Origin of the sequence: Mycobacterium sp. DL592 (genome assembly GCF_011694515.1) — a bacterium.
In the GTDB taxonomy this organism is placed as follows: Bacteria; Actinomycetota; Actinomycetes; order Mycobacteriales; family Mycobacteriaceae; genus Mycobacterium.
Map to the genome: position 1 here is coordinate 3436521 of NZ_CP050192.1, position 26596 is coordinate 3463116.

Here is a 26596-nt window from a genome sequence, read left to right on the forward strand (position 1 = left end):
CCGGCCCGCCAACCCAGGACGCGATATGGCAATCGATGCTGCAATTACCGCACGGACTCTCGCTGTCGCGGCGGCGTGTGCCGCAGCCATCGGCCTGTCCACGGCGGCACCCGCCCAGGCCGACAGCGTCGCGTATCTGGTGAACGTGACGGTGCGGCCCGGCTACAACTTCCCCAACGCCGACGCGGCACTGTCGTACGGGTACGGCCTGTGCGACCAGATCGCCTCCGGCGCCGGCTTCAGCCAGCTGGTCAACAAGGTGAAATCAGACTTCAACACCGGTGACGACTTCCAGGCGACGTATCTGCTGAGCCAGGCGTCCCAGGAACTGTGCCCGGCTCAGATCTGGCAGCTGCGCAAGTCGGCGGCGAGCTGGGTTCCTTCGCCGCAGTAGGGAATGCGTTGGCGCAAGCGCCGACCGGCTACTTATAGCAGGGACCGCCATCTGGCGGATTGCACGGAGCGGGGCCCAACTCGATCCAGCTGAGATCCATCCACGGCGGTGAGAGCCATGTCCTGGTGGGCTCCAACAGGAGGCGCAATGGCCCCCGCTCGCAATAGGTGTTGCCGTCGGGAGTGGCGGCGCAGGTCGTGCCCTCGTGCGTGATGGAAGAATACGGCGGGAGAGGATGCGCCGCCTGCGATGACGGGAACCTGACGGTCATCGACCAGTCGTAGTGGACTGCCCGGTCGCCGTCTATCCAACCGATATGGGATGTTCCAGGTGGAGCGCCTGGTATGTCCCCTTCGCATCCGAAACTGCCCAGACCCCAGATGCCGCAGTTCTGCCCCGTCGGCGCCGTGAACCAGACCCCGCCCGGAAGTGCGAAGCCGCTCGCATCGAGCTTGTCGTAGTACCGGATATCGGGTAACGGGTCAGGAGCTTGGCCCCCGGCCCCCGGGCCGGCCCACGCCGGCACGGCACCGCTCAACGCCGCGCCCGCAACACCGGCCACTGCCGCGACTTTCACTGCGCGACGACTGGCATGTCCCGACATGGCCGCTCCCTTCAGGTGATCCGTGGCGTAATGCCGTAACAGGCGGCGTTGCCGACGTCGAGTGTGTTCTGACAGATGACGTTGCCGTCGACGATGATTCGAACGCTGACCCATCGGCCAGGCGCAGAACTAGGGCGCCAGTCCGCCCGCACCTGACTGCCCTCAGGTGGTGCGCCCCGCACGACACGCACGAGTGCGACGGTCCGCCACGGAAGAACGGCGCCTTCGACGACAACCCGACCTCCTGCGTTCTGAAACTCGATATTCGCCACATCTACGTCGTCGGAGACCACTTCGTAGGTGACCAGACCGTCGGCCCACGCTGTTGCGGGGCTGAACCATTGCGGGGTCACCAACGCCACTAGAGCAGTGGCGACAACGGCGGTGCGGGCGTTCATGGCCCGACCAGAATGACAACGGTGAAGACGTAGCCGGACTGTCCGTCGTCGATCACGCTGGACCCGAAGTCGGTGTACGAACAGTCCGGAATGACGTCGCGTCCCTCCACCAGAACGCCGCGCACAGAATCCCCGTACTCGTGGCTCGCCCCCGCAAGCGAGATCACTTTGCTGCCGCTGACTCCAACGTCTTTGACGACCGCCGTCGGGTGGAGCTGATCGGCAGGCACATTCTCCGCAGTGTGGTTGACGTAGCTCATCGTGGACCGATTCACAATGTCAGCGGCCCGCGCAAGACGCGGGTCGGAGCGCAGGGGGCCACACGATGAGGTTCCGCGGGCCGCCACCACCGCCTGCTCGAGACTGGAGAGCGGCTCGGCGCCTGCCGCCGCTGCCGAAAGGCCACAGCTACCCATCACCAGCAGCACCGCCACACCTGCACTGGCTCGGCCTACCCCCATCACATTCACTCCTATCGGCAGACGTGCGATCGATTGATCTTGCTGCCCCAGTGCTGTGCCCGGGCGAACGAAGGACCGGTGAACCATGTCGGCTGCCGCGCTCTCAGTCCATTACCGACGTTGGAGATCTGCTGCCACAGTCCATAGAAGCTATCTCCTTGGTAAATAGGGAAATACATGTCACCGGCATGGTCATAACTCTGAGTCAGGGATTGGGCGCGTGGCGCCAGGAAGTCCAATGCCTGGTCGATGTTGGCCGTGACGATGTCGACCTGCTGCGCAACCCCATCGCCATTGAAGTCTCCGTTGTTTCGCACGATGGTGTTGTTGAGCCGCTCGATCTGGCCCTTCAGGTCGTAGTACTGAGCGTTGAACCACTGGCACATATCGCGTTCGGCGTTGATATCCGCGTCGGTCACATACCTACGCAGTTGGTCGAAGGGGAAGGGGAACTGCGGCTGCCAGTCGCTGGGCGTTGCGACCACCATCGGCAACGGTGTTGGCGCCTCGTAGTTCTCGCCCGGATCAGCCCGCGCGGATCCAGCCAGAGATGCGGTCGTGCACCATAGGCCCACCACCACGGCGGACGCAAACCGCCACCGGGCGGCCACATATCTCCCTGCCAATGCGACTCCAGCCAGCGCGAACCGGGTTACTTGCCGACCGCGGCGTCGATGCCGCCGACGTCAGTGATCTGCCAGTTGTTCTTGCTGTCCAACGTGATGCTGTATGTCGCGGTGGACTGCAGGCCGGCCGGCGCTTGGATTGTCTTCGTCAGCACGCTCACAAAAGCGTCGACGGTGTAGACGCCGCCGGCCTCTGACCGTACCTTTGCGGCCAGCGGGCGCGCGGACGACTTCCATTGCAGTGGCCCCAGGATCTGCTGCATCGAATCAGCGGCTTTGGTGAGCTTGTCCTTGAGCTCCGGCGATGTACCGTTGACCAACTTCACTTTCCAGGCGTTGAAGTCTTGGTAGTCCATCTCGGCGGCACTGACCGCATAGTCGGTGGCGATCTCCTCGGCATGACTTTGCGCGGCTGCCGCGCGCTCTTGTGCGGCCAGCGTTGTGCGGGCACCGATGTAGAGCCAGGCGAGGACTGCTACCGCGACCACCAAGAGACTCACCAACAGCGCAATGAGCAAGGCGCGCAGGGATACTGAGAAGCGCCTACCTGCCTTCGGATCCCGCTGCTCCATCGTGTCTGCGGATGCCGTCTGCGCAGGTGCGCTCGGGGTTTCCGAATCGCCGGCATCGTCGAGGTCAGGTGGTGCGCTCTCACTACGGATCTCTGTGTCCATCATGGGTTGATCTCCTTATGCGAAAATGTTTGGGACGGGACCGATCTACCGATCGGGAATGGTGAGATGCAGCGTGATCGCTCCCTCCTCAGGTATCCCTGACAGCGCATTCGAGAGAATCTGTCCGGTATCGAAGTTCATCAGGGCACCGCCGATGCCGGTGAACTGCGGAGTGAGTGCCTGCGCCAGCACCTTGACGTCGGGTCCCCGGGTGTCGAGGAAGTTCTGGATACGGGCAAGGAACTGCTGGAACAGCAGGACGTTCGCGGGGTTGTTGGCGACGACGGTGCGCATCATCCCCACGAATGTTCCGGAGACGCCCTTTCCGGTCGCCCGCACCGATGGACCCAGTTCAGCCAGCGTGGGGCCGACCCAATCCGCGTTTCGCAGGAGCGTCTGGGAATTGTCGAGGACCTGTTGGCCGCGACCATTCATACCGTCAGCCATGTTGCGAAGCAACACACTGGCCCGCGCCAGGTTCGGCAGCACCCGTTCCGGATCGGGAAGGGCTGCGTCCGCCTCGCCGAGGGTGCGTTTAAGTTGATCCGGATCAAGCTGGTTGAGCACCCGTACAACGCTGGTCGCCAACTGGGCGATCGACGGCGGGACCGTGACTGCCTCCGTAGCGATGTGTTGACCGTCCTGGAGCATCGGGCCGCGGTCTATCTGTGGTATCAGGCCGATGTAGGCCTCGCCGAGCGCTGAGAGGTTGTCCAGCCGCACGTTCGTGTCGACTGGGATCCGGTGGTCGGCGTCGACATAGAAGTCGATGGTTGCGTCACGGATCGAGGACACCACCTTGGTGACCTTGCCGACGGGTACGCCGCGCAGCAGCACGTTCGACCCGACCACAAGGCCTTTCACGTCCGGCACGGACATCGAGAGGTTGGTGCGCTTGTCGGGTGGTCCGATATGCAGGTCGAATGAGCCGATGTAGGCGGCCGCGAAGGCAATGATCGCCGCTAACGCGCCGAACGACAGCAGGTTTCGGAAGGCTCTCATGGTGTCGCTCCGAGAATTCGCAATACATCTTCGACGTTGCCGACCAGTTCTCGACCGTCGGGCCCGGTGATGGAGGTGATGTTGATCGCGGGGTTCTTGTCGGCCGGCAGGAAGTCGTTGAGGAACAGATCGCGCCAGTGCGGCGCCTCGCCCTCGACATCCCACTTTGTCTGCTGCACAGCACCCATCGCGTCGGCGAGTGAATTGAGCATCGGCACCAACCAGTAGCCGCCGCTGTAGATGCTGCCGATCGACGGAAGAACGGTGCCGATGTAACCGGCGGCCTGGGTGGCGCGGTCGAATCCCGTCATGCCGGCGGGCGAGAACCAGTAGGCATAAGTCGGCAGATTGCGATTCAACACCGCAGCGGTGCCGGAAGCACCACTGAGTAGTTGGTCCACGGTATCGATGTTGTTGGACAGATCCGCGAGGTCGACGGTGACTCGACTGACCATCCTGCGTAACTCGTCTTGTCGGGCCGGTGTGACCTTGTTGACACCGATGATGGAGTTCTGAATTCGCTGGATCGAGCCGCTACCAACGAAATTGGCGAGGTTGGCGATCGTGTCCTCGAGCTGCGGTGGCGATGTCGTGTTGACGACCGGAATGCGGCCGCCGGGCGCTACCGCGGCTGACCGTGGTGTGGCCGCGCCGCCATCGTCGGACGGGTCCTGGAGTGCGACATAGGTATCGCCGAGAACGGTGGACTGCTGCAACGTCGCACGGCTGGCCCCCGGTATGACGGTGTCGCTGTCGATGCGGGCCACGACGTCCACGTGGTCGGACTTGAGGTCGATCCGGGTGACGACACCGACCGTCTTGCCATCCTGCACGACCTTTGCCTGGTCGGGCAGGTTGAGGACATTGGTGAACTCGATCGTCACCGGATAGCCGTCGTCGCCACCACCGACCTGGGGAAGCGAATTCACAGTGATCGACGCGCACGACGTGAGCAGCACCGCGCCGATCACGCTCACCGTCGTCGCGAGAACCGAACGCCTCATGGGTGACTCGCCTGCATCAGTACGTATTGAAGCAATGCCACGTCGACGGCGTATGGGACGCCGTTGACATCGGCGCAGCTGCCGGGCATCGCCGCGTTCATCGCACCGCACAGTGCCAGGCCGTCGTGGGTCTGGACGCGAAACATCGGCGGGCGGTAGGCGATGTTGAAGAAGCTGAACTGATGTGAGTTGTAGTGATTGGCAAGGTTATTGATCCACCACGGGACCGGGTCGAAGAGGCCCGCGAGGGCATTCGCGTGGGGACTGAGCTTTCGCAGAGTGGCCCCTGCCGTGTCGAGGGTCAGTTGCGTGGTGTCGCCCAGTCTCGTCTCCACCACGGCAACCGCCTCGATCAACGGATTGAGCGTCCCCAGTTCGTAGGGTCCGCCTGCCAGCCGGGACGCGCCGTCCACCGCTTTCGCCAGGTCGGGTGTCGTCGCCTGCGCATCGAGCACGGCTTGTTTCAACGGCCCGGACATCTCCTTGACTGCCGTCGTCAGGTCGCCGAGGTTCTCCACGATCGAGCCGATGTCGGCGATGGCCTGGTCGGGACTGTCCAGCAACGCGGACGTCGTTGTCAGGAGTCGCCCGGCGGCCGCGCCGTTGTTGTGCGCCAGTTGATCCAGTCCCTGGACGGTGCCCGCGATGTTGGTTGATCCGTCGGGGTTGATGGCGGCGAGGAAGGTGTCCGCCGATCCGATCACCTCGGATACGGTCTTCGGCGACACCGAGCGCTCGAGGGGAACGCAGCCGCCGGGAACCAGCCGGGGACCGCCCGAGTAATTGCCGACCAACTCCAGCGAACGATCAGCCAGGATCGACGGTGATCGGATGACGGCTTTGACATCCGCGGGCAGTTGGCGCCGTTCGGTCACCGAGAACTCGACGCGGACCTGGCTGTTGCCCGCCGCGATCGAGGTGACCGTACCGATGGGATAGCCCATCTGGGTGACCGGGTTGCCGACGTAGAGTCCGACGGTGTCGGGCATGAGTGCGCAGTACGGCGCGGTTGCCTCACGCGCTGACGGCGAACAGGACGAGCCGACTGCGATCACGACGGCAGCCACAATCGCCATCCGCGCGGTTCGGATAGCCCTGCGGCCCAACGTCGTCCACATCAGCAGAGACTTCCCGGCATGGGGATGCACAAGTCGGTGGCGAGCAGCTCCGGTCGCGCATTCTGCGCGTCCAGGACGCGCTCGATCTTCTCCCGCACTCGGCGCAGTCTGGGAATGATCCTGCTGTTGTTGTCGGCCCATCGGCGGAAACTGTCCTGCCACTGGCGCACCTTCTCGATGAACTCTTCTCGATGGTTGACCCAGAAACGCCCGAACGGGACCAGTACGGCGTCCGAGATGTCGCCCATGCCACTCAAGGCGGCCCCGAACCCCTTGCCGTACAGCACGAGTGTCTGCTCGAGGATCGCGATCTTCGACACCAGCTCTTGCAACTTCCCTCGATAGTTGCTCAGTGTCTGGATGTACTCGTCGGAGAGGTTCAGAATCGCGGAGATCTGACCTCGCTGGCGCTGCATCGTGCTTGTGAGCGCATTTCCGGCGTCGATCACTGCCGAGAGCGTTTCGGTGTTCGTCCCGGTGAGTCCGTGCTGGATCTGGTCAAGCGAATCGTGGATGGGTTGTGGGTCGACGTTGTCGGTGACCTTCGTCGCGTCGGTCAAGGCGCGCATGAGGTTGTACGGCATCGTCACGCGCTCGATCGGTATTGCCCTGTCTCCTAACGGTTTATCGCCGAGGGAGATGAGGTCGACGTAGTATCCGCCGACGATCGTGAGCATGCGGACCTGGATCTGCGACCGGTCCCCGACGAAGACGTCATCGTCGACTGTTGCCCGCACCTTGACCTGGGTGGCCTCGAGCGAGAGTTCCTTGACCTTGCCGACGGGTATGCCGGCGATGCGCAACGAGTCACCGGGCCGGACGGAGGCGGCGTCGTCGGTGTAGAAGACGACAGTCTTCCCGCCAGGTGGACTGATGTAGATCAGGGCCGCGGTCAGTGCCAGGGCCAGCAGGACGACCAGTGCCACGACACCCCAGAACACCGAGCTTCGCAGAAGTCTCATCGGTTGCACAGGATCACCCGCTGACCGTTGAGCAGCACATCCAAGGATTGCGGCAGCTGCGCAGGCCCCCTCGAGCATGGCAGCGGCGTCCCCGGCGGAGGCGGCGGTTCAACGTTGTCCCACAGAACGGGAATGCGTTTGAACGCCTCGCTGTAGTCATCGAAAACCGTGATGGCGCGATCGAATCCGTCATCGATGTCGGCTTGACCAGGTCTGAATCCGACATTCTGGAGAAGCCGCACGGCCGCTGCGGTGAACCCGGGACCATACAGCTCCGACTTGCGGAACTCGTCGAGGACGGAGATCGCCGCATCCAAGGGTCTGTTGAGCCACTCGAGAACTTGGACGAAATCCTGTGAATGCCCGCCGAACACATCGGCGAGGGAGGCGAGGTTGTGCATCAACGTCGCGACCACCTGCTGACGGTTGGAGACGAACTCGGTCAGCGTCCGGATGCTCTCGAGCATCGGCGCGAGCCCGCTCCCGTCACCGGAGAGAAACGATGCCACATTCGAGGTGAATCGATCGATGTCGTCGGGGCTCAGCGTGGCAAGTGCGGGCTGGAGTCCGTTGAAGAGCGTGGTGATGTCGAAAGATGGCTGGGTCATTGCCAGAGGGATGTGGGTGACCAGGTCGCCGGCAGGCGCATTACCGGAAGGATTGACGACGTCGATGTAGCGCAATCCCGTCAGCGCCTGATACTTGACCGCCAGGCGCGTGTCGGCGACGACCGAATAGCGTCGGTCGAGGCTCAGGTCCACCACGGCAATGCTCTGACCGGCCACCCGTTTCAGCGCGATCGCACCGACTTTGCCGACTCGTACCCCGCGAACCCGCACGTCGGAGTCAACATGGAGGCCGGACACATCAGTGAATTGAGCTGTGTATGAGCGTGTTTCAGCTGCCACCGGCTGGCGCAGCACGTTGACGATCAGAACGAACACAACCCCGGCGACAGCGGCGCTGAGCAAGAACCTCCACAGCGCGCCGAGCGGCGTCATCAGGGGCCTCCGATCGCGTCGATCGGAGCCTGTACGCCGGGAAGGTTGTCGAGCACGAGATGAACCTGAAGGGCCCGTTGTTCGGGGGTGCCGCCGTAGAGCTTTTCAAATCGGGTTCGAAGTTCGACCAGGGTATCGGCGATGCCAACGGGGGCAACAAGAGCGGGAACCGGGTCGGCGACGGTCTTGATCAGTCCCACCGCGGGAAGCAGGTCGCTAGGATGCGACGACAGCACCTTTCCGATCGCGCCGAAGAACGAGTTCGCGACCACGTCAAGCGTTGCCACCGACCTTGTCCGCCAGTACTCCTCGGTTTGCGGCTGACCGGGCCGCACAGCAATGTCTGATCCGGGAAGTGCATGTTCGTTGGACACATTGAAGGTCACGAAGCCCGACCCCTGGTTGATGTCGTATCCGGCCGCGGTCGCATTGTCGAGGAAGGACGGCAGCGCAACGCTCACACCGGTGGTGTTCCGCAGCAGCTGCTCAGTGCTGACGGTCTGGACGACGGTGACGGCGTTGGCGGTTGTCACCAGCGCCTCGATGAGCGGATTGAGGCCGTCGGTGTATCGCGTTGCCCTGTCGATGACACTGATCAGTTGGGGTGTGACCACTCCACCGGTGATCTCGCCGAGGCGTGACAACAAGGCCTGGAGGGTGAAGTTTCCTTTCGGCACCGTGTCGATCTGCGCGCCATTTCGCAGCGGCTGACCACCGTCGCCGGCGATGAGGTTGATACTGGTGACGCCGAAGTAGTTGGCCGGACGAAAGTCCACCCCCAAGGCATCGGTCAGGCCCGTGGCCGGCCCGGACTGAAGGTCGGCAGACAGCCGGACATTGCCATTGGGCAGGCTCGAGACGGTGGTGACACTGCCCACCTTGACGCCGTGCATCATCACCGGCGTTCCTGTCGAAACACCCTGCCCCACATAGGGTAGGTCCAACTTGACGGCAAGGTCGTCGGTCGCGTCTCCGCCGCCGAACGGACCGATCGCCAATACCGCGCCTACCGAGGTGACGGCCACTGTGAGGGCAACACCGATCAGAATCAGCCTGCGTCTCTCGGCCTCGGCTGTCATGCGGAAAAGCACGGCTGCTCACCTATCCCTTGAAGACGAACTGTGGTCGCAACCCCCACAGCAGAACTGTGGTCGCGAGGTCCAGCACCATGATGATGACGAGGCTCGCGCGGATAGCACGTCCAGAGGCCTCACCGACCCCCACGGGACCCCCTGACGCGAAATACCCGTAATAGCAATGAATCAGGGTTACCGCGGTGCAGTAGACGACCGCCTTGAGAAGTGAGTAGGCGATGTCGGATGGGGTCAGAAACTGCACGAAGTAGTGGTAGTAGGTTCCTCCTGGCTGGTCATAGAACACCCGGATCACGGTGTCCGCGGTGATGAAGCTGACGACCAGCGTCAGCAGGAATCCGGGAACGACACAGACCAGACCGCCGATCACGCGGGTTCCGACGACGAATGGGATCGACCTCAACCCCATCGCCTCGACCGCGTCGATCTCATCAGCAATCCGCATCGAGCCGATCTCGGCGGTCATACGACAACCCGCTTGGGCGGCGAAGGCGACGCCGGCAACAAGCGGAGCCATTTCGCGCACATTGCCCCAGCCGCCGATGACGCCGGCAAGTGGACCCAACCCGATGAGGTTCAGTGTCGCAAAGGCTTCGATGGCGACGATGGCCCCGACGGTCACACCGAGAATGGCCAGCACGCTGATCACACCGCCGTCGACCACGAGCGAACCCCGGCCCCAGGCCAGGTTGTTCACCACTTGAAGCGTCTCGCGCCGGTAGCGGCGGACGGTGATGGGGAGCAGCCAGATCGTCTGGGAGATGAACGCCGCCCACTGCCCTATCGTCCGGAATCCCTCGCTGACACCGGCAGCCGGCACCTGCAGGATCTGCGCAAACCGCGCGGGTGCCGAAGAAACCGTTGCGGACGCCATTATGCGACCGCCATCGGGAAGAACATCGTCTGGATCTGCGTGATCGCCAGGTTGACGATCACGATCACCAGCACATTGAGTACAACCGAGGCGTTGACCGCATCAGCCACCCCACGCGGTCCGCCCCTGGCTTCCATACCTCGCTGAGACGAGATGACGGCGACGATCGTCGCGAAGGCGAAACCCTTGCCGAGGGTGAACCAGACATCGGCCATCTTCGCGAAGGAACCGAATGACAGCCAGAAGCTCCCCGGCGTGACGTCGTTGACGACCGTCGCGATGAGAAACGCGGCTCCGACACCCATCGCGATGACAATGACAACGAGGATCGGCGTGATGAGTAGCAGTGCCAGGAAGCGCGGAACCACCAACCGCCGAACCGGGTCGATTCCGAGGGTTCGCAACGCATCGAGTTCCTCGCGGATGGCTCTGGCACCGAAGTCGGAGGCGATCGCTGAGGCTGCGGCACCACCCATCAACAAGCCGGCCGTGACCGGTGCGCCCTGACGGAGGACGGCAACCCCGGTGGCCGACCCGACAAGCGAGTTGGCCCCCACTTCGTTCACCAGTCCCGATAGCTGCACGGCTACCATCGCGCCGAAGGGTATTGCCATCAGGACTGCGGGCAACGCTGTCACCTTGAGCAACGTCCAGGCCTGGATGATGAGTTCGCCGTACGACAAGCGCAGCGTGAGCGTGTCGGTCACTGCATAGCGGATGATCGTGGCCGCCAGAATGACGCTGCGCCCCATCGTGGCGGCACTGCGCACGGGTAGTGCCGCGATCTTCGATAACGCCCGCCGACTGCCCTGCCCTGCTGCCGCCGTCAGGCCGGCGCCCGGCCGGCGATGGTCTGCCTGCCGTACGGCGGCTGTATCCGCCGCTGGCTGCGGGCGGTTCAGGACTGTCACTGCCGGTGTGCCCCCGGCTGCCGCAGAGGCGGAGTCCACCCAACGTTGCCGTCCGTCGATCGCCTCACCGCCCTGCTCCTCGAACCCTCTCGTCAAGAACTCAACTCCCAATCCGAAGCGCCTCGTCTGGCACGGTGAGTTCCGGCGTTTCTGTTCGCCGAAGCGTTCGTTGGCACACACGCGACCATCAGCATTATTACTTCTAATCCAGATTAGAAACAAGGAATAGAAATTTTGGGACCTCCGGCGGCAGGGGCTCGCCCTCGGGGCGAGGCACAACGTGACTGACCACCGTTCCTTTCCCCCGAGCGGCCTATCATGTGGCGATGGCCAGGCGCACCCCCTCATCGCGGACCGCGGATTCCGCAACCGATGACGCGGCCGGCGAATCCAAATCTGCCCAGACCAAGGCTCGTATCCTGGCCGCTGCAGCACACGTGCTGTCCACCAAGGGATATGCCGGTCTCCGGCTCACCGAGGTGGCCACCCGCGCCGATGTGCAAGCGCCTGCGATCTATTACTACTACTCATCGCGCGACGAGCTGATCGAAGAGGTGATGTGGGCTGGGATTGCCGACATGCGCGAGCACGTCGTCGACGCCCTGGCCGCATTGCCGGGCACAACATCACCCCTGGATCGGCTCCTGGCAGCGGCGGAAGCCCATCTGCGGCACGAATTGGAGATCTCCGACTACACCACCGCAGCGATCCGCAACGCGGGGCAGGTGCCGCGGGCCATCAGACAACGCCAGATCCGCGAGGAGGAGCGCTACGGCGACGTGTGGCGGGGGTTGTTCAACGATCTGGCCCGCGAAGGAGTGCTGCGACAAGACGCTGATCCCCACATCCTGCAGATGCTGGTCCTTGGTGCACTGAACTGGGCAGTCGAGTGGTGGGATCCGCGGCGCGGGTCGATCGACGCCGTCGTTGCCAATGCCCAGTGCCTCATCCGCGACGGCCTCCGCGGTCACCGCGCGCACTAGCCATACAATCAAACGATGGCTAGAAAACCGCCGGGCGCCGACCGGTCCGACGTCGAAGTCGAATCCAAGTCGCAACGCACTCGCCAGCGGATTCTGGACGCGGCAGCCCACGTCCTCAGCGTGAAGGGGTTTGCCGGGACGCGGCTGACCGACGTCGCCGAGTACGCCGAACTACAGGCACCGGCGATCTACTACTACTTCCCCTCCCGGGAAGACCTCATCGAAGAAGTGATGTTCTGCGGGATCAGCGACATGCGGCGCTATCTGCAGGAGACCTTGGACGCGTTGCCAGACGGCACCGCCCCGCTCGATCGCATCCTCGTTGCAGTCGAGGCTCACCTGCGGCACGAACTTGAACTGTCCGACTACGCAACCGCCTCGATCCGCAATGCCGGCCAGATCCCCGAGCATCTTCGCGGCCGCGAGCGCAAGGAGAGCGCTGCATACGGACGCATTTGGCAGCGCCTTTTCGACGATGCCGCGGCCGAGGGCGAGATGCGCGACGACCTTGATCCCCGCGTCGTTCAGGGCCTGGTACTGGGTGCCTTGAACTGGGCTGCGGAATGGTGGGATTCGCGGCGCGGGTCTCTGGACACCATCGTCACCCACGCCCAGGCTCTGGTGCGAAGCGGCATCGCCCCGGTCGCCAGCACCCCCGCGCCACGCAAGCGAAGCCCGCGCACAACGCGCTGATCCGCTCCCCGGTGATCTGCGATACCTCCCCATAGAGTTTTTTGATTCTATGTTAAATTAATCCCATGACCGAAGCATTCATCATCGACGCTGTCCGCACCCCAGTCGGCAAGCGCAACGGCGGGTTCGCGGCTGCCCACCCCGCGGACATGGCCGCCCATGTCATCAGCACCCTCGTCGGCCGCCATGACATCGACCCGGCCGCGATCGACGATGTGATTCTGGGCTGTTTGGACAACATCGGCTCACAGGCCGGGGACATCGCGCGCACCGCGGCACTCGCCGCTGGACTACCCGAGTCCGTGCCCGGCGTGACGATCGATCGTCAATGCGGATCTGCCCAACAGGCAGTGCATTTCGCCGCACAGGGCGTCATGAGCGGCACGGCCGACCTCATCGTCGCCGGTGGTGTGCAGAAGATGAGCCAGTATCCGATCCTGAGCGCGTTCGGCGCCGGTGAGCCGTTCGGCTCGGTCGATCCGTGGACCGGCTGCCAAGGATGGAAGGCCCGTTACGGCGATCAGGAGATCTCCCAGTTCCGCGGGGCCGAGTTGATCGCCGAGCACTGGCAGCTCTCCCGTGAGGACAATGAGAGATTCGCTTACGCAAGCCATCAGCGGGCTCTGGCCGCCATTGCCGAGGGCCGATTCGAGCGCGAGATCATCCCGTTCGTCGGCGTCAGTGTCGACCAGGGACCGCGCGCCGACACGTCTTTGGAGAAGATGGCCACATTGCCGACTCTGGTGGACGGTGGTGTTCTCACTGCCGCAGTGGCGAGCCAGATCTCAGACGGCGCAGCGGCACTGTTGATCGCTTCCAAGGAGGCCGTCGACCGCTTCAACCTCACTCCCCGCGCTCGGATACACCACATGTCGGTGCGCGGCGCTGATCCGGTGATGATGTTGACCGCGCCCATTCCGGCAACCCAGCACGCCCTCAAACGCACCGGAATGTCGATCGCCGACATCGACGCCGTCGAGATCAACGAGGCGTTCGCACCGGTGGTGCTGGCCTGGCTGGCCGAGATTGGCGCCGACCCCGAGACGGTCAATCCCAACGGCGGCGCGATCGCACTGGGTCATCCGATCGGCTGCACCGGTGCGCGATTGATGACCTCGTTGTTGCACGAGCTGGAGCGAACCGGCGGTCGCTACGGACTGCAGACGATGTGCGAGGGCGGTGGGCAGGCCAACGTGACGATCATCGAGAGGCTCTGACGATGCGGCGGAGTCTGTATGACCGCGACCACGAAGCGTACCGGGAGACCGTGCGGGAGTTCCTGACCCGGGAAGTCGTTCCCCACCAGCATGACTGGGACCGTGACCGATGGATCGATCCCTCGGTCTTCGCTCGCGCGGCCAAGGCCGGCATCTACGCCCTGCAGGTCGGCGAAAAGTACGGCGGTGCGGGCGAAACCGACTATCGGTACCGCATGGTGGTATGCGAGGAGGTCGCCAGGGTCAATGCGTTGTCGTTCGGTGTGACGATCAGCCTGCAGGACGATCTCGTGCTGCACTACCTGCTCGACCTCACCAATGAGGAGCAACGGCTGCGCTGGCTCCCGGGCTTCGCCGCGGGAGAGATCATCGGCGCATTGGCCATGACCGAACCCGGCGCCGGCAGTGACCTTCGTGGAATCCGGACGACGGCCCGTCGCGACGGTGAGGACTGGATCCTCAACGGCCAGAAGACCTTCATCTCCAGTGGCATCATGGCCGATCTCGTCGTGGTGGCCGCCCGCACCGGTGACACCGGCGGTTCGAAAGACTTGAGCTTGTTCGTCGTGGAGCGCGACACCCCCGGGTTCGAACGGGGACGAAAGCTCGACAAGATCGGACTTCCCGGCCAGGACACCGCCGAGCTGTTCTTCCACGACGCACGCGTCCCGGCAGCCAACCTGCTCGGTGAGACCGGGCGAGGGTTGCAATACCTCATGAGCCACCTGCCGCGAGAGCGCCTGGGTGTGACTGCGGAGGCGATCGCCACGACTCGGGCGATCTTCGACCTCACCGTCGAGTACTGCCAATCGCGCCACGCGTTCGGCGGTCCCCTCACCGACAAGCAGCACATCCGTTTCGAACTCGCCGAGATGGCGACCGAGATCGACATCGTGGAGTCCTACGTCGACGCATCGGTGCTCGCCTACAACGCCGGCGAGCTGTCCCCGGTCGACGCGGCCAAAGGCAAATGGTTTGTCAGCGAACTGCAGAAGCGGGTCATCGACCGGTGCCTGCAGTTACACGGCGGCTACGGGTACATGACCGAATACCCGGTCGCACGAGCCTATTTGGACACCCGGATCAAGACGATCTACGGCGGCACGACCGAGATCATGAAAGAGATCATCGGCCGCGAGATCGCCACATCCTGATTGCGTGAACCGCGCCGCCTCTGAAGGATGGCGGCGCGGTTCATTTCGCTAGCTTCGCGCCGCTGCGAGCAGCTCAGATGTCGCGGTGAGTTTTACCCGGGGCCGATCCTGGCGTGCGCCGTGGATACGTTCAGCGGTGTCGATCGCCCGCCAGCCCTGCCAGTCGACAGTGGTGACTCGACGGGACGCCAGGAGCGCATCCAGGTCAGCCCTGCTGCCGACGTGGCGGTTGAGCCTGCCTGCCGCGAAATCCTCCAGCAGCGCGCTGACGGTCTCATGGGCACAGGCGCGGTTGGTGCCGATCACTCCCCGCGGGCCACGCTTGATCCAGCCGGTGGCGTATACCCCGGTCAGGACTTCACCGTCGGAGACGACGCGGCCGCCCTCGTTGGGCACCACCCCACGGGTCTCGTCGAACGGGAGGTCCGCAATCGGACTGCCCCGGTAGCCGATCGAGCGCATCACCAGGCTGGTATCGATGGTCTGCACACTGTCATCGGCCGACGCCCCGGAGGCCCGCACCCGCAGCCCTTCGACCCGTTGGGTTCCGACAAGCTCGACGGGGGTGGTGGAGAACCGGAAGACCAGCCGCTTGTTTCCGGATCTGGGTTGCCTGCCGAGGTATTCGGTGGCGATGTCGTACTTCAGGGCACCGTCGAAGTCATCGTCCGGGCGCTGACCGAGCTCGCCCTCGACAGCGATGTCGATATCGTCGAGCTCCCCCAGCGCCATGAACTCGCCGACCGAGAACGCCGCCTCGGCGGCTCCGCGTCGAGCGATGATCACCACCTCTCGCACCGCGCTGTCGGCGAGTTGACGCAGTGCGTGCTCGGCGATATCGGTGCGAACCAGTTCGCCTGGACTCATGAGCAACACCCGTGCCACATCCAGGGCCACGTTGCCGTTCCCGATGATCACCGCACGCTGCGAACTCAGGTCGATGCGGGCGCCGCTATGGTCGGGATGGCCGTTGTACCAGGCGACCACATCGGCGGCGGCGTGATATCCGGCCAGCTGTTCGCCCGGAATACCGAGGTTCTGACTCTGTGCGGCACCGACGGCATAGATCACGGCATGGTGCTGGTCGAGCAGATCCCGGTGGGTGATGTCGCGCCCGACTTCGACGTTGAAGTAGCAGCCGACGTCGGGGCTCCCCAGGACCGGCTCGAAGACACTGATGACGTCCTTGGTGCGCTGGTGGTCGGGTGCGACGCCGGACCGGATGAGCCCGAACGGAGTAGGAAGCCGGTCGAAGACGTCGACCTCGACACCGTGGGTCTGCGCGAGCTCAACGGCCGCGTAGCACGCTGCCGGGCCGGCACCGACGATCGCCACCCGCAGCGAGCCCGGTTCGACGCTCCCCGTGGCCTCAACTGCTTCTGCCGGCCGCGTCGTGAGCGGGTGCCGGACGAAGAACTCGGCGTTGATATCCCGAAACCGGTTCTGGGCTGGGGGCAGATCGTCCTCGTAGTAGATCGCGCCGACGGGGCATACCTCCACGCATGCTCCGCAATCCACGCAGGCGGCCGGGTCGATGTACAGCATGGGAGCGCCTGCTCGGGCATCGGGGTCCTTGCGGATGCAGTCCACCGGGCACACCGGCACGCAACTCGCGTCGGCGCAGCAGTTCTGGGTGATCACGAAAGCCACAACACACTCCTGTTCACTCTCCGGCGTACCGGGGTCAGTCCGTGACGGACACAGCACCTGTCGGACAGGCCAAGACGGCCTCTTCGATGGCACGCCGGACGCCCGGGGGCGGGTCGGCATCGGTGACGTGCGCCTGGCCGTCGTCACCGATCTCGAAGACCGTTGGCACCGTGAGCTCGCACAGTCCGATACCCGAGCATTTGGCGTGGTCGATCGCGATACGCATCAGAACAACCTCTTCATGAGCTTGACCGCCGTCTCGGAATAGGGCGGGTACACGAGCTTCGGGTCGGGCCGGGCCGTCTTGGCCAGCACGGCACGACGGTGGCTGAGCGCCTCGAACCCCCACCGCCCGTGATAGGCACCCATCCCGCTGGCGCCCACCCCACCGAACGGAAGCTGCGGTACCAGGCAGTGCATGGCCACGTGATTGATCACGGCTCCACCCGAGGGAATGGAGTCGATGAGGTCACGACCGGTCCTGCGGGACCGGCTGAAGACGTAGAGCGCCAGCGGCTTGGGCCCGGCGTTGACGAACTGCACTGCCGCATTGAGTGATTCGACCGTGATGATCGGCAGGATCGGCCCGAAGATCTCCTCGGTCATCACGGCATCGGTGGGCGCAGGATTGACGATGACCGTCGGATCGATCATCCGGGATGCGGCGTCATGGCCACCCCCGAGGACGACCTGGCCCGACGTGGAGTCGATCAACGACACCAGCCGTTCGAATTGGCGTGCATTCACAATCGGCAGACCGGAGTGCTGCTCTGCCGAACGGAACGTGCGCACAGCGTCCACGATCTTCGACGTCAGCTCGGCGCTGATCGACTGATCGGCCAGGACGTAATCCGGCGCGATACAGGTCTGGCCGGAGTTCAGTAACTTGACCCACGCGATGCGCCGCGCAGCCACGTCCACATCGGCATCTGCAGCGACGATCACGGGACTCTTGCCGCCGAGTTCGAGGGTCACCGGTGTCAGTGTTGGTGCGGCGGCGGCCATGATCTTGCGCCCGATATCGGTTCCGCCGGTGAACAGCGCGTGGTCGAACCCAGCGGCCAGAAGACGCTGAGTGGTCGCCGCGTCGCCCTCAACGACCCGTATAGCGTCGGCGTCCAGGTATTGCGGAACGAGTCGTGCCAGCAGAGCCGAGGTGGCCGGGGCCAGCTCGGAGGGCTTGATCACCGCACAGTTGCCCGCCGCGACGGCGGCGACCAGTGGAGCCAGACTGAGGTAGAACGGGTAGTTCCACGGGCCGATGATCAAGACGACACCGAGCGGGTCGTATTGCACCCAGCCACTGCCGGGCAGCTGTGCCAGCGGCAGGCCGGTTCGGCGGCGGCGGACCCACTTCTTGAGGTGCTTTCGGGCGAATGCCGCCTCCCCGGCGGTGGACGCGATATCGCCGAGCCAGCCCTCGAACGCCGTGCGGCCCAGATCTTCGCCGAGGGCTGCCGCGATGGCCGGCTCCTGCTCGGTGCACATCCGCTCGATCGCGGCGAGCTGGTCGAGCCGCCAACTCAGCGGCTTCGTCCGGCCGGCGGCGAACACCGCCCGCAGCGCCACGAGCTCCGAGCCGTGGTCGGTACCGGCCAGCCGGGAATCGGGAACGTCAATCGTCATCGCGCAGATCAGATTTCGGGGGCAGGCACGACACCAGAGGCCACCGCACCGCTGATACCGCCATCCACGGCCAGCGCTTGGCCGTTGATCCAGCGCGCATCATCGGAGGCGAGGAACACCACCACCGAGGCGATGTCGTCCGGATCGGCGTGCCGCCCCAGCAGTTCCTTGAGTCCATCAAGGGTGTCCTTGCCCATCGACTCCTCGAAATCGACGAGGATCGGGGTCTCGACCGGACCCGGGAGCACGGCGTTGATCCGAAATCCCATCTGCGCCAGGGCCAGGCCCATCGACAACGCATACACCGTGCTGACTTCCTTGGAGAAGTTGTAGGCATTGCCCTGCTGGGGGTTGGCCTTGAACCACGCCGCGCCCTCCTCGAAGGTGTCGGTGGCCAGCAACTCGCGGATCGCCGGCAAGCGTTCGGGCCAGCCGAATCCGGCCGTCGAGGACACCACAGTCACCGACCCGCCGGGTGTCAGCCGCTCGAAGAACGCTTCGGTGAGGTGCCGCACGGCGAGCGCATTGACGGCGAAGACGAGCTCACCTGCAGCGGTGCCCGGGATTCCGGCGACGTTCATCAGTCCGTCGTACTCGCCGGTCAGCTGTTCGAGCGCGGCGTCGATGCTGGCCGGATTCGCCAGATCGACCTCGATGTGGTTGTGTACGGACGCCTTCGGGACGTTGCGGTCCAAGCTCGTCACCTCGGCGCCGCGCGCCAGCAGTTGCTCGGCGACGGCGTGGCCGATCCCGGAGGCGGCCCCGGTCACGACGTAGCGTCGTCCGGAAAAGTCAGCCATGTGGGTTCTCTCCTAGTCGAGGGTGTAGGGCAGCGATTTCACTGCGGTGATGAAGTTTCCGGTCAGGTATTCCGGTTGGCCGACCCGCAGATTCGGTGCACGCACGATCAGCTCGCGGAAGATCGACTCCAGTTGCATCTTCGCCATGAAGGCACCCATGCAGTAGTGGGGCCCGCCGCCGCCATATCCGACGTGGGGGTTGGGTGCCCGGGTGATGTCGAACTCGTGCGGGTTGGCGAACACCCGCTCGTCACGGTTGGCCGAGGAGTAGACCATCGTCACCCAGTCGCCTTTGCGGATGTGCTGTCCGTGCAGTTCGGTGTCCTGGGTCGCGGTGCGCCGAAATGTCATGACCGGCGTCGTCCACCGGACGAACTCCTCGATCGCAACCTTGATGTGCCCGTCGAAGTCCTTCTGCAGCAGCGCCTTCTGCTCGGGGAAGCGATCCAACGCGATCGTGGTGAATGTGGTCGTGGTCTTGGTGGTGTCGTTGCCGGCCACCGACAGCAGCACGAAGTACGGGCCGAGCTCGTCGTCGGTGAGCTGTCTGCCGTCCACCTCGGCCTGGACCAGCAACGTCATCAGGTCGTTCTCGGGCTTTTCCCGGCGCGCCTGGGCCAGGCCCATGCCGATCTCGAGCAGCCCGACCATCGAATCGGTGAGCACCTCGGCCGGTTCGCGTCCCGCCGCGACCTCGGGGTCGGCCCAGGCGACCATGCCCTCGGCCAGCCGCGCCGCTTCGTCGCGCTGCTCGTCGGGCAGGCCGAGCATGTCGTAGATGGTCCACATCGGCAGCCGCTTGGAGACCTGCTCGACGAAGTCACCCTCTGTGGTCGCGAGCAGATCGTCGACGATCGAGCGGGCCTGGTTGTCGATCTGATCTTTGATCTTGGCCACCTGGCGCGGGGTGAACACGGAGCTGACCAGCCTGCGCAGGCTTGAGTGCTTCGCTCCGTCCATGCCGAGGAAAGACTGAATGGCGTCCAGCATCTCCTCGGGGACCGCTTCGAAGGTGATGCCCTGCCCGGAGCAGAAGATCTCGGGATTCTTGCTGACGTAGCTGACGTCCTCGTGCCGGGTGACCACCCAGACACCGTCGATCTCCGGCTCCATCATCGAGCCCTCGATCGGGCGGTGCCAGCTGACCGGACGTTCGTCGCGCAGCACCTTGAACGCTTTCTCCCGTTCGTCGAAGCTCTGCGCCCAGAATTCCAGTGACGAGATGCTCACCGGGTCGAATGGTGGGCGTTCGGTGTGCGTCGACGGTGCGGTGTCGGGCTGGACGCTCATGCTGATGCCTCCACGTAGCGGGCTTTCAAAATCCGTTTCACGAGTTTTCCTGTCTCCGAGCGCGGCAATTGATCGACGAAGTCGACTGAGCGAGGTGCCTTGAAGTGCGCGAGGCGATCTCGCACGTAGCCGATGATGTCGGCGGCGAGCTCGTCGGACGGGCTGATCCCGTCCCGTAGTTGTACGACGGCTTTGACCTGTTCGCCCATCTCGGCGTCAGGAACACCGATGACCGCGGCATCAAATATCTTGGGATGCAATGCCAGAACGTTCTCGACCTCTTGCGGATAGATGTTGACTCCGCCGGAGATGATCATGAAGGACTTGCGGTCGGTCAGGAAGAGATAGCCATCCTCGTCGAGATAGCCCATGTCTCCCACCGAGGCCCAGTTCTGGTGGGCCGGATGCCGCGATGCTGCGGTCTTCTGCGCATCGTTGTGATAGCTGAACGCGGGCTGATCACGCTCGAAGTAGACCAGCCCGACCTCTCCGGCGGGCAGTTCGTGGCCATCGTCATCGCAGATGTGCACCACTCCGAGCACCGCCCTGCCCACCGACCCCCGCTTCGTCGCCCATTCGGTGCTCGACATGACGGTGGTTCCGTGGCTCTCGGTGGCCCCGTAGTACTCCGTGAAAATCGACCCCCACCAAGCGATCATCGCGTCCTTGACCTCCGGCGGGCAGGGCGCGCCGGCGTGGACGGCGAGTCGCAGCGAGGAAGTGTCGTACTGTGCCCGCTGCTCTTGCGGCAGCTGAAGGAGGCGAACGAACATTGTGGGCACCATCTGGGTGACGGTGACCCGGTAGCGCTCGATGGCCGCCAGCGCCGCAGCGGGGTCGAACTTCTCCATCATGACCACGGTGCCGCCGATGGCATGAATCGCGGCTGACCACTTCAGTGGCGCCGCATGGTAGATCGGCGCCGGTGAGAGGTAGACGTCGCCGTTCGTTACTGCGAAAACCTGCTGGAGCATCACGGCGATCAGGTCCGCGCCGGGCTCGTCGACGGAAACGGCGGGCAGGGCCAGTTTGATCCCCTTGGGATAGCCGGTGGTGCCCGACGAGTAGAGCATCTCCGCCCCGCGGGGTTGATCGATGAGTCCGCCACCACCGAGGGAATCACGCAGCTCCCGGTAGTCGGCGAAACCCTCGATCGCCCCGCCGAATGCGTAGCGCCGGTCGAGATCCGGGACATCAGCCGCGACACCAGCGGCCAGCTCGTTCAACGCGGCCGAGGCGAACAGGACCCGTGCCCCGCTGTCGGTCAGGATGTGCGCGACTTCTGAGGACGCGAGATGACGATTGACAGGGGTGAAGTAGAGACCCGAACGCAATGCTGCCCAATAGATCTCGAAGAACTCGGCAGTGTTGTCACTGAGCGCCGCAATCACGTTGCCGGGCCGCAGGCCCAGCTCCCGCAATGCTGATGCCAGCCGTGCCGAGCGTTCGTCGAGCTCGCGGTAGCTCAGCACCCGGCCGGTACCGGCCATGATCACTGCCGGCCGGTCGGGAGCGCTGGCGGCGTGGACTCCGGGGAACATCGCGCTAGACGATCAGGTCGGCGCGGCCGTCGTTCTGGAGCCGGGCGATATAGGAGGGATAGAGCTTCTTACCCAGGGGCGCGAGCTTGAGCAGACTTGCGACGTTGCCCTCCACGGTGATCTTCTTCTTGGCCATAGCCAGGGGCAGGTTGACCTTGCCTTGCCAGTAGGCGTTACCGGTATCGGCGGTCATGAACATCGTCGCTGTCGGCGCGGGTCCCCCTGCCACCCCCTCGCGGACCGACTTGTTGGCCATATCGATCACGACGACGGCCGCAGGGTCGGTGAAGTCGAACGCGACCACCAACCCGGTCGCCACGAGCTTCGGGCCGATCTCAGGGTCGACGAACGCAGTCTCGAAGATGCCGCCGATGTATTTGGCGACCTCGGCAGAGTCGGTGAACCCCATCGTTCTCCTTAATTTATTCTTGATTCAAAACTGTGATTGCGAGCATACCTCTTCTGCCGCTCGCGGTACACGCATAGTGCCGATCAAGGACGACGGTTATGCCGGCAGCGGACCGAACAGCCGCCCTAGGCCGGTAACTCGCTGCCGCCACCCACCGACAGTTCGCACTCGAGCCGACGTAGCGCACGAAATGCGTAGGGCGTGAGCACCGCGATGAGCACGAAGAACATCACGAACACAGCCCAGAAGTTGAGCAGCCCATGCCATGCGAAGGGCCCGGTTCGCAGGAAGGGCACCATGCTCAGGGGAACGTAGACCGCAGCGGTCAGGAAGCACACGTATCCGACCCACCGCGGGAACAGCGGCTCCGCACGACGATCCCCGAGGATCGCGAGGCCCACAGCCACGCTCTGAAGTAGCGAGAACATGAAGGTCAGATCGAAGAAGAGCCAGCCGAAGTCGTACAGCGTCTGCACGGTCTCCGGTGAACGGCCCTCCGACCGGAACGTTGCAGTCTGCCAGACGACGGCAGGAACAGCGGTCACCAGGGCCGTCATCAAGCCGCCGACCAGTTCGATCAACGACAGGGGCCCCAGCGGCCCTTCCATGCGGCTGATGATCTTCGACAACGCCACACTCCAGGTGTAGTAGCAGGGTGCGCCGACGACCATGAGGACCATGCCGATTCGGATTGCGGTGCCGTGGGTTTGGAAGTACTGAGTGATACTCGCAGCGTCGAGGTCCTCCCCCGGGGGTGGCCAGAATCCGGCGAAGCCCGCGAATCCCACCAGGCCGAAGCCGACATACAGGCACACCGACCACAGCGCGGCCCGCAGCAGCGTGAAATCGGTTTTCGCCTGCATCTGCTGTTGCGCTGGCTGCGCGGTTGTGGTCATGAGACGCTCCTGTTTGTCGCCTCTTCGGAAGTCGGCGTGGTCTCCAGATCCGCTGACCGCAGCACCACGCCCATCACGATGAGGAATGCGGCATAGGCGAACAGCGCCAGCCAGAACACGAAAACGCCCCGCCACGAGAACGGTCCGGCGTGGAAGAAGAACGCCAGCACGTCCGGGACGAACGCCGCGGCCACCCAGAAGTTGAAGTAGCCGACCCACCGTGGCAGCACCGAGCGCTTATCTCCCAAAATCGCGGTACCGATCGCGACATTCTGAATCATGAACGGCGCGATCGGCGTAAGGAAAAGCAACCAGGCTATGTCGTTGAGGGTGACCGTCAGTTCGGGATTGCGATCAGGCCGGAACGCAATGACGGCCATCAACAGCATCGGAACCAACAGCAGGACACCGGTGGCGGCACCGGTGACGACCTGGACCAGCGTCAGCAGCGGTGTGCGACCCTCGATGCGCAGCATCGCCAGTGCTATCAACGCAATAAGGGGAAACACCAGACAGATGCCGAGTTGCGCGATCACCAGGCCGATCAGCACCCGGGTGTCATGGCCGTAGAAGTCCACGACCTCCTGTGTGGTGCTCGACGATCCCAGCGGCAGGGGCAGAACGCCGGCGATGAGCCATCCGATCAGGGTCACCACGACGGTGGCCGGCCCCGACCAGGCACATAACCTCTTCAGCGTCGCCGACACGGTCAATTCCGCACTGACGGGCGATAACTGGCGACGATCTTGTCCGCGACGAGCTTGGCGGTCTCCGCACAGGCGGTCGTCCCGCCATTGGCATACTCCTTGACCGCGTCGCCGACGTTCCACAGCCCCTCGATCGGGGTTTCGTGGGGCAGATCGAACCCGGCGACCGCGCGCTGCGGCGGCCAGCCGTCCCGCGTGACGGCAATGTTGAGAATCCTTGCACGAGTGTCGAAGTCCTCGATGGTGTCACGGAGGTCGTCGAGCAACAGCTGGGTCTCGGCCGCCTCGTCGAAGTCTCCGATGGAGGGCTGCGGAACCGAGGTCCCCACGTAGAGATGCCAGCCCGGCGGGGCCATCTCGGGACAGAGGTCGGTGAAGTTCGCGATGTAGGCCAACCGGCGCGACTTCGCGAAACTCAGCATGCCGGGGGCGGCGATCAGCGGCTCGGTGCTGGCGAAGTTTACCGAGATCATCGCCGTCGGCCGGTCACCGCGCTCGACCAGGTCGCGGTACTCGGCGGGTACCGCGTCCGCGCCGAGCAGCGTCAGGGTCGCCGCGGGCCCGACGTCGCTGATCACGATCGGTGCGTGCACGGTGACCGGCACGCCGTCGCGAACGGCCTCGATGCCGCCCACGACCCCGTCCGCCGAGACGATGCCCGTCACCGGTGTCGACAACCACACCTGTCCGCCGTCGCGTTCGACTGCGGCGGCCAGCCCCTTCCATATGCCGATGGTTCCCTCAGGATGGAAGCCGAATCGTTTGAATGCGCTCTTGCGGGTGAAGTACGTCAGGAACACCCGAGCGGGCAGGTCTTCGGAGCCGACCGCGAAGATCGACGCACACATATTGCGGAAGATGCCGTGCACGCCTTCGTTCTTGGTGTACTTCGCGACCCATTGCGCGGTGGATATCTCGTCTTCGGGCAAGCCCGAGTCGCTGCGGGCAGCGCCGATTCCCTTCACCAGTTTGGCGCCCTGCCGGGTCAGCTTGCCCAACAACAGACCCCAGCCACCGCCGGTGACGTCGACGTCCTTCCCTCCGATGCGATACAGCAGCGGCGGTTTGGGCTCCCGGATGTCGAACGGCGCGTCCACTTCCTCGCATGTCTGCTGGGTGATGCCGCCGACCTCGATCACGATCGCACCGTTGTTGACCTTGAAGCCGTCGATGTCGTCGGTGGAGGCCCGTCCGCCGACCTTGTCCAAGCGCTCCACCACCAATGTGCGAAAGCCACTGTGCGCCAGCCGTGCCGCGGCAAAAAGCCCGCCCGCACCGGCGCCGATCACGATTACGTCGAATTCCTGCTCGGTTGTTGTCATGGATATCTCTCCTGTCGGGGCGTCAGTAGGAACGGGGTAGACCCAGTGAGGTCTGGGCGACGAAGTTGAGCACCATCTCGCGGCTGACCGGTGCCGTCCGCATCAGCCGCGTGACGAACCACAGCTCGGAAAGTCCGTATTCATGGGACAACCCGTTGCCGCCGTGTGTCTGGATGGCTTGGTCAAGGGCTGCCAGCGCGGCTTCCGATGCGGCGAACTTCGCCATGTTGGCAGCCTCGCCGGCCGACTCACCGGCGTCGAACAACTCCGCGCTGCGCATGGTGGCCAGCCGGCCGACTTCGACGTTGATATGGCATTCCGCCAGCGGATGGGCGACGCCCTGGTGCGTGCCGATCGGCGTCGACCACACGGTGCGCTCATTGGCATACAGCGCGGCCTTGTCGACGGCATAGCGGCCGATGCCACCGCACAAGGCGCCCACCAGAATTCGCTCCGGGTTCAGCCCGTCGAACACCTGTCGCAGCCCGTTGCCCACGCTGCCGATCAGGGCGTCATCACCGACTTCGACGTCATCGAGGAATAGGGTGAACTGCTGGTCGGGCGAGACAATCGATGTGTCGATCTGCTGGAAACTGAGCCCTGGCGCGTCGGTCGGCACGACGAACAGCGACAGCCGGGGCTTCTCCGGCGTCGACTCGTCGGCATCGCGCGTGACCAGCAGGATGGCGTCGGCCTGATCGACCGCCGAGATGTAGTACTTCGCACCGGAGATCGACCAGCCCGAATTGGTGCGCCGTGCGGTGGTTTTGACGTTGTGACTGTTGGAGCCGGCATCAGGTTCGGTGAGCCCGAAGGCCATCTTCTGCGAACCGTCGGCGATCGCCGACAGCCAGCGACGCTTCATCTCCTCAGATCCATGGTGAGCCAGGATGCTTCCGCAGATGGCGGGCGAGATCACCCAGATCAACAGGGGCATGCCGTGCGCGGCGAGCTCCTCGACCACGACGACGGCCTCGGCCATTCCCCCTCCCCCGCCGCCGTATTCCTCGGGCAGGTGCACGCCCAGCAGGCCGGCCGCACCGAGGTCTTTCCAGAGTTCCTCGATGCCGCCACCACTGCGGGCGCGGTCGAGGAAATATTGCGGGCCATAACGATCGGCGATGGCGGCGACAGTCGCCCGAATGGCACTGTGTTCGGCGGAATCGTGGATCAGTCCTGACATTT

The 26596-nt window shown here is 64.3% G+C and carries 29 protein-coding genes; 5 read left to right on the plus strand and 24 right to left on the minus strand.

Going from position 1 to position 26596, the window contains the following annotated elements; genetic code table 11:
• Window positions 1-25: 25 nt before the first annotated feature.
• Window positions 26-394, plus strand: a complete 369-nt coding sequence (locus HBE64_RS16485; RefSeq protein ID WP_167104347.1) for a DUF732 domain-containing protein — start codon at window positions 26-28, stop codon at window positions 392-394.
• A 28-nt stretch (window positions 395-422) separates the two neighbouring features.
• On the opposite strand, the gene HBE64_RS24765 is transcribed toward HBE64_RS16485, so the two are convergent.
• From HBE64_RS24765 to HBE64_RS16545, 13 genes are all read right to left on the minus strand, one after another.
• The gene (locus HBE64_RS24765) at window positions 423-998 is read right to left on the minus strand and encodes a hypothetical protein (protein WP_243841345.1); all 576 of its coding nucleotides are present in this window, start codon (window positions 996-998) and stop codon (window positions 423-425) included.
• 11 nt (window positions 999-1009) lie between these two features.
• Window positions 1010-1396 (minus strand): hypothetical protein, encoded by a 387-nt coding sequence (locus tag HBE64_RS16490; RefSeq protein WP_243841346.1) that lies wholly within the window; start codon window positions 1394-1396, stop codon window positions 1010-1012.
• Entirely contained in the window at window positions 1393-1857 is a 465-nt protein-coding gene (locus HBE64_RS16495; RefSeq protein WP_243841347.1) for a hypothetical protein, read from the minus strand. Before HBE64_RS16495 ends, HBE64_RS16490 begins: the two co-directional genes overlap by 4 nt.
• Before the next feature lie 11 nt (window positions 1858-1868).
• Complete coding sequence (locus HBE64_RS16500; RefSeq protein ID WP_371743993.1) at window positions 1869-2468, minus strand: hypothetical protein; 600 nt, start codon at window positions 2466-2468, stop codon at window positions 1869-1871.
• A gap of 41 nt (window positions 2469-2509) precedes the next feature.
• Window positions 2510-3157: a hypothetical protein gene (locus HBE64_RS16505; protein ID WP_167104350.1), complete on the minus strand. Its 648-nt coding sequence runs from the start codon at window positions 3155-3157 to the stop codon at window positions 2510-2512.
• A gap of 45 nt (window positions 3158-3202) precedes the next feature.
• Entirely contained in the window at window positions 3203-4159 is a 957-nt protein-coding gene (locus tag HBE64_RS16510) for an MlaD family protein (protein ID WP_167104353.1), read from the minus strand.
• A complete protein-coding gene (locus HBE64_RS16515) occupies window positions 4156-5163 on the minus strand; it encodes an MlaD family protein (RefSeq protein ID WP_208300493.1) in 1008 nt (335 codons plus the stop codon). Before HBE64_RS16515 ends, HBE64_RS16510 begins: the two co-directional genes overlap by 4 nt.
• A complete protein-coding gene (locus tag HBE64_RS16520) occupies window positions 5160-6281 on the minus strand; it encodes an MlaD family protein (protein ID WP_167104356.1) in 1122 nt (373 codons plus the stop codon). Before HBE64_RS16520 ends, HBE64_RS16515 begins: the two co-directional genes overlap by 4 nt.
• Complete coding sequence (locus HBE64_RS16525; RefSeq protein WP_167104359.1) at window positions 6281-7243, minus strand: MlaD family protein; 963 nt, start codon at window positions 7241-7243, stop codon at window positions 6281-6283. The genes HBE64_RS16520 and HBE64_RS16525 overlap by 1 nt, the downstream gene beginning before the upstream one ends.
• Window positions 7240-8244: an MlaD family protein gene (locus HBE64_RS16530; RefSeq protein WP_371743994.1), complete on the minus strand. Its 1005-nt coding sequence runs from the start codon at window positions 8242-8244 to the stop codon at window positions 7240-7242. The genes HBE64_RS16525 and HBE64_RS16530 overlap by 4 nt, the downstream gene beginning before the upstream one ends.
• Window positions 8244-9140 (minus strand): Mammalian cell entry related domain protein, encoded by an 897-nt coding sequence (locus HBE64_RS16535; RefSeq protein ID WP_371744194.1) that lies wholly within the window; start codon window positions 9138-9140, stop codon window positions 8244-8246. Before HBE64_RS16535 ends, HBE64_RS16530 begins: the two co-directional genes overlap by 1 nt.
• 205 nt (window positions 9141-9345) lie before the next feature.
• On the minus strand, window positions 9346-10212 hold the full coding sequence (locus HBE64_RS16540) for an ABC transporter permease (RefSeq protein ID WP_167104365.1): 867 nt from the start codon (window positions 10210-10212) through the stop codon (window positions 9346-9348).
• Window positions 10212-11345 carry an MlaE family ABC transporter permease gene (locus HBE64_RS16545; RefSeq protein ID WP_371743995.1) on the minus strand — a complete coding sequence of 378 codons (1134 nt, stop codon included), beginning with the start codon at window positions 11343-11345 and terminating at the stop codon, window positions 10212-10214. Before HBE64_RS16545 ends, HBE64_RS16540 begins: the two co-directional genes overlap by 1 nt.
• Window positions 11346-11449: 104 nt before the next feature.
• Here HBE64_RS16545 and HBE64_RS16550 point away from each other — a divergent pair, with 104 nt between their 5' ends.
• The 4 genes from HBE64_RS16550 to HBE64_RS16565 all read left to right on the plus strand — a co-directional run bounded on the left by HBE64_RS16550 (window position 11450) and on the right by HBE64_RS16565 (window position 15170).
• Window positions 11450-12106 (plus strand): TetR/AcrR family transcriptional regulator, encoded by a 657-nt coding sequence (locus HBE64_RS16550; RefSeq protein WP_167104368.1) that lies wholly within the window; start codon window positions 11450-11452, stop codon window positions 12104-12106.
• Between the two features lie 15 nt (window positions 12107-12121).
• On the plus strand, window positions 12122-12799 hold the full coding sequence (locus HBE64_RS16555; protein ID WP_167104372.1) for a TetR/AcrR family transcriptional regulator: 678 nt from the start codon (window positions 12122-12124) through the stop codon (window positions 12797-12799).
• A 65-nt stretch (window positions 12800-12864) separates the two neighbouring features.
• Window positions 12865-14016, plus strand: a complete 1152-nt coding sequence (locus HBE64_RS16560) for an acetyl-CoA C-acetyltransferase (protein ID WP_167104375.1) — start codon at window positions 12865-12867, stop codon at window positions 14014-14016.
• Window positions 14017-14018: 2 nt separating this feature from the next.
• Window positions 14019-15170: an acyl-CoA dehydrogenase family protein gene (locus HBE64_RS16565; protein WP_167104378.1), complete on the plus strand. Its 1152-nt coding sequence runs from the start codon at window positions 14019-14021 to the stop codon at window positions 15168-15170.
• Between the two features lie 48 nt (window positions 15171-15218).
• Here HBE64_RS16565 and HBE64_RS16570 read toward each other — a convergent pair whose 3' ends face one another.
• The 11 genes from HBE64_RS16570 to HBE64_RS16620 form a co-directional block, all read right to left on the minus strand.
• Window positions 15219-16820 carry an FAD-dependent oxidoreductase gene (locus tag HBE64_RS16570; RefSeq protein WP_167104381.1) on the minus strand — a complete coding sequence of 534 codons (1602 nt, stop codon included), beginning with the start codon at window positions 16818-16820 and terminating at the stop codon, window positions 15219-15221.
• Window positions 16821-16854: 34 nt separating this feature from the next.
• Window positions 16855-17046, minus strand: coding sequence for a ferredoxin (locus tag HBE64_RS16575; RefSeq protein ID WP_167104384.1), 192 nt, complete (start codon window positions 17044-17046; stop codon window positions 16855-16857).
• Window positions 17046-18446, minus strand: a complete 1401-nt coding sequence (locus HBE64_RS16580) for an aldehyde dehydrogenase family protein (RefSeq protein WP_167104387.1) — start codon at window positions 18444-18446, stop codon at window positions 17046-17048. The genes HBE64_RS16575 and HBE64_RS16580 overlap by 1 nt, the downstream gene beginning before the upstream one ends.
• Before the next feature lie 8 nt (window positions 18447-18454).
• Complete coding sequence (locus HBE64_RS16585; RefSeq protein WP_167104390.1) at window positions 18455-19246, minus strand: coniferyl-alcohol dehydrogenase; 792 nt, start codon at window positions 19244-19246, stop codon at window positions 18455-18457.
• Between the two features lie 12 nt (window positions 19247-19258).
• Complete coding sequence (locus tag HBE64_RS16590) at window positions 19259-20536, minus strand: cytochrome P450 (RefSeq protein ID WP_167104393.1); 1278 nt, start codon at window positions 20534-20536, stop codon at window positions 19259-19261.
• Window positions 20533-22077 (minus strand): acyl-CoA synthetase, encoded by a 1545-nt coding sequence (locus HBE64_RS16595; protein ID WP_167104396.1) that lies wholly within the window; start codon window positions 22075-22077, stop codon window positions 20533-20535. The genes HBE64_RS16590 and HBE64_RS16595 overlap by 4 nt, the downstream gene beginning before the upstream one ends.
• A 4-nt stretch (window positions 22078-22081) precedes the next feature.
• A complete protein-coding gene (locus tag HBE64_RS16600) occupies window positions 22082-22486 on the minus strand; it encodes an SCP2 sterol-binding domain-containing protein (protein ID WP_167104399.1) in 405 nt (134 codons plus the stop codon).
• A 125-nt stretch (window positions 22487-22611) separates the two neighbouring features.
• Window positions 22612-23382: a hypothetical protein gene (locus HBE64_RS16605; RefSeq protein ID WP_167104402.1), complete on the minus strand. Its 771-nt coding sequence runs from the start codon at window positions 23380-23382 to the stop codon at window positions 22612-22614.
• Window positions 23379-24089, minus strand: a complete 711-nt coding sequence (locus HBE64_RS16610) for a hypothetical protein (protein WP_243841348.1) — start codon at window positions 24087-24089, stop codon at window positions 23379-23381. Before HBE64_RS16610 ends, HBE64_RS16605 begins: the two co-directional genes overlap by 4 nt.
• Window positions 24090-24091: 2 nt before the next feature.
• Window positions 24092-25411 carry an NAD(P)/FAD-dependent oxidoreductase gene (locus HBE64_RS16615; RefSeq protein WP_167104405.1) on the minus strand — a complete coding sequence of 440 codons (1320 nt, stop codon included), beginning with the start codon at window positions 25409-25411 and terminating at the stop codon, window positions 24092-24094.
• A 22-nt stretch (window positions 25412-25433) separates the two neighbouring features.
• On the minus strand, window positions 25434-26594 hold the full coding sequence (locus tag HBE64_RS16620; protein ID WP_167104408.1) for an acyl-CoA dehydrogenase family protein: 1161 nt from the start codon (window positions 26592-26594) through the stop codon (window positions 25434-25436).
• Window positions 26595-26596 lie beyond the last annotated feature (2 nt).

What these genes read in the sequence shown, in the direction of transcription:
- HBE64_RS16485 (WP_167104347.1), top strand. Translation starts at nt 26, where the DNA reads ATGGCAATCGATGCTGCAATTACCGCACGGACTCTCGCTGTCGCGGCG.
- HBE64_RS24765 (WP_243841345.1), bottom strand. Translation starts at nt 998, where the DNA reads ATGTCGGGACATGCCAGTCGTCGCGCAGTGAAAGTCGCGGCAGTGGCC.
- HBE64_RS16490 (WP_243841346.1), bottom strand. Translation starts at nt 1,396, where the DNA reads ATGAACGCCCGCACCGCCGTTGTCGCCACTGCTCTAGTGGCGTTGGTG.
- HBE64_RS16495 (WP_243841347.1), bottom strand. Translation starts at nt 1,857, where the DNA reads ATGGGGGTAGGCCGAGCCAGTGCAGGTGTGGCGGTGCTGCTGGTGATG.
- HBE64_RS16505 (WP_167104350.1), bottom strand. Translation starts at nt 3,157, where the DNA reads ATGGACACAGAGATCCGTAGTGAGAGCGCACCACCTGACCTCGACGAT.
- HBE64_RS16510 (WP_167104353.1), bottom strand. Translation starts at nt 4,159, where the DNA reads ATGAGAGCCTTCCGAAACCTGCTGTCGTTCGGCGCGTTAGCGGCGATC.
- HBE64_RS16515 (WP_208300493.1), bottom strand. Translation starts at nt 5,163, where the DNA reads ATGAGGCGTTCGGTTCTCGCGACGACGGTGAGCGTGATCGGCGCGGTG.
- HBE64_RS16520 (WP_167104356.1), bottom strand. Translation starts at nt 6,281, where the DNA reads ATGTGGACGACGTTGGGCCGCAGGGCTATCCGAACCGCGCGGATGGCG.
- HBE64_RS16525 (WP_167104359.1), bottom strand. Translation starts at nt 7,243, where the DNA reads ATGAGACTTCTGCGAAGCTCGGTGTTCTGGGGTGTCGTGGCACTGGTC.
- HBE64_RS16530 (WP_371743994.1), bottom strand. Translation starts at nt 8,244, where the DNA reads ATGACGCCGCTCGGCGCGCTGTGGAGGTTCTTGCTCAGCGCCGCTGTC.
- HBE64_RS16535 (WP_371744194.1), bottom strand. Translation starts at nt 9,140, where the DNA reads ATGATGCACGGCGTCAAGGTGGGCAGTGTCACCACCGTCTCGAGCCTG.
- HBE64_RS16540 (WP_167104365.1), bottom strand. Translation starts at nt 10,212, where the DNA reads ATGGCGTCCGCAACGGTTTCTTCGGCACCCGCGCGGTTTGCGCAGATC.
- HBE64_RS16550 (WP_167104368.1), top strand. Translation starts at nt 11,450, where the DNA reads ATGGCCAGGCGCACCCCCTCATCGCGGACCGCGGATTCCGCAACCGAT.
- HBE64_RS16555 (WP_167104372.1), top strand. Translation starts at nt 12,122, where the DNA reads ATGGCTAGAAAACCGCCGGGCGCCGACCGGTCCGACGTCGAAGTCGAA.
- HBE64_RS16560 (WP_167104375.1), top strand. Translation starts at nt 12,865, where the DNA reads ATGACCGAAGCATTCATCATCGACGCTGTCCGCACCCCAGTCGGCAAG.
- HBE64_RS16565 (WP_167104378.1), top strand. Translation starts at nt 14,019, where the DNA reads ATGCGGCGGAGTCTGTATGACCGCGACCACGAAGCGTACCGGGAGACC.
- HBE64_RS16575 (WP_167104384.1), bottom strand. Translation starts at nt 17,046, where the DNA reads ATGCGTATCGCGATCGACCACGCCAAATGCTCGGGTATCGGACTGTGC.
- HBE64_RS16580 (WP_167104387.1), bottom strand. Translation starts at nt 18,446, where the DNA reads ATGACGATTGACGTTCCCGATTCCCGGCTGGCCGGTACCGACCACGGC.
- HBE64_RS16585 (WP_167104390.1), bottom strand. Translation starts at nt 19,246, where the DNA reads ATGGCTGACTTTTCCGGACGACGCTACGTCGTGACCGGGGCCGCCTCC.
- HBE64_RS16590 (WP_167104393.1), bottom strand. Translation starts at nt 20,536, where the DNA reads ATGAGCGTCCAGCCCGACACCGCACCGTCGACGCACACCGAACGCCCA.
- HBE64_RS16595 (WP_167104396.1), bottom strand. Translation starts at nt 22,077, where the DNA reads ATGTTCCCCGGAGTCCACGCCGCCAGCGCTCCCGACCGGCCGGCAGTG.
- HBE64_RS16600 (WP_167104399.1), bottom strand. Translation starts at nt 22,486, where the DNA reads ATGGGGTTCACCGACTCTGCCGAGGTCGCCAAATACATCGGCGGCATC.
- HBE64_RS16605 (WP_167104402.1), bottom strand. Translation starts at nt 23,382, where the DNA reads ATGACCACAACCGCGCAGCCAGCGCAACAGCAGATGCAGGCGAAAACC.
- HBE64_RS16615 (WP_167104405.1), bottom strand. Translation starts at nt 25,411, where the DNA reads ATGACAACAACCGAGCAGGAATTCGACGTAATCGTGATCGGCGCCGGT.
- HBE64_RS16620 (WP_167104408.1), bottom strand. Translation starts at nt 26,594, where the DNA reads ATGTCAGGACTGATCCACGATTCCGCCGAACACAGTGCCATTCGGGCG.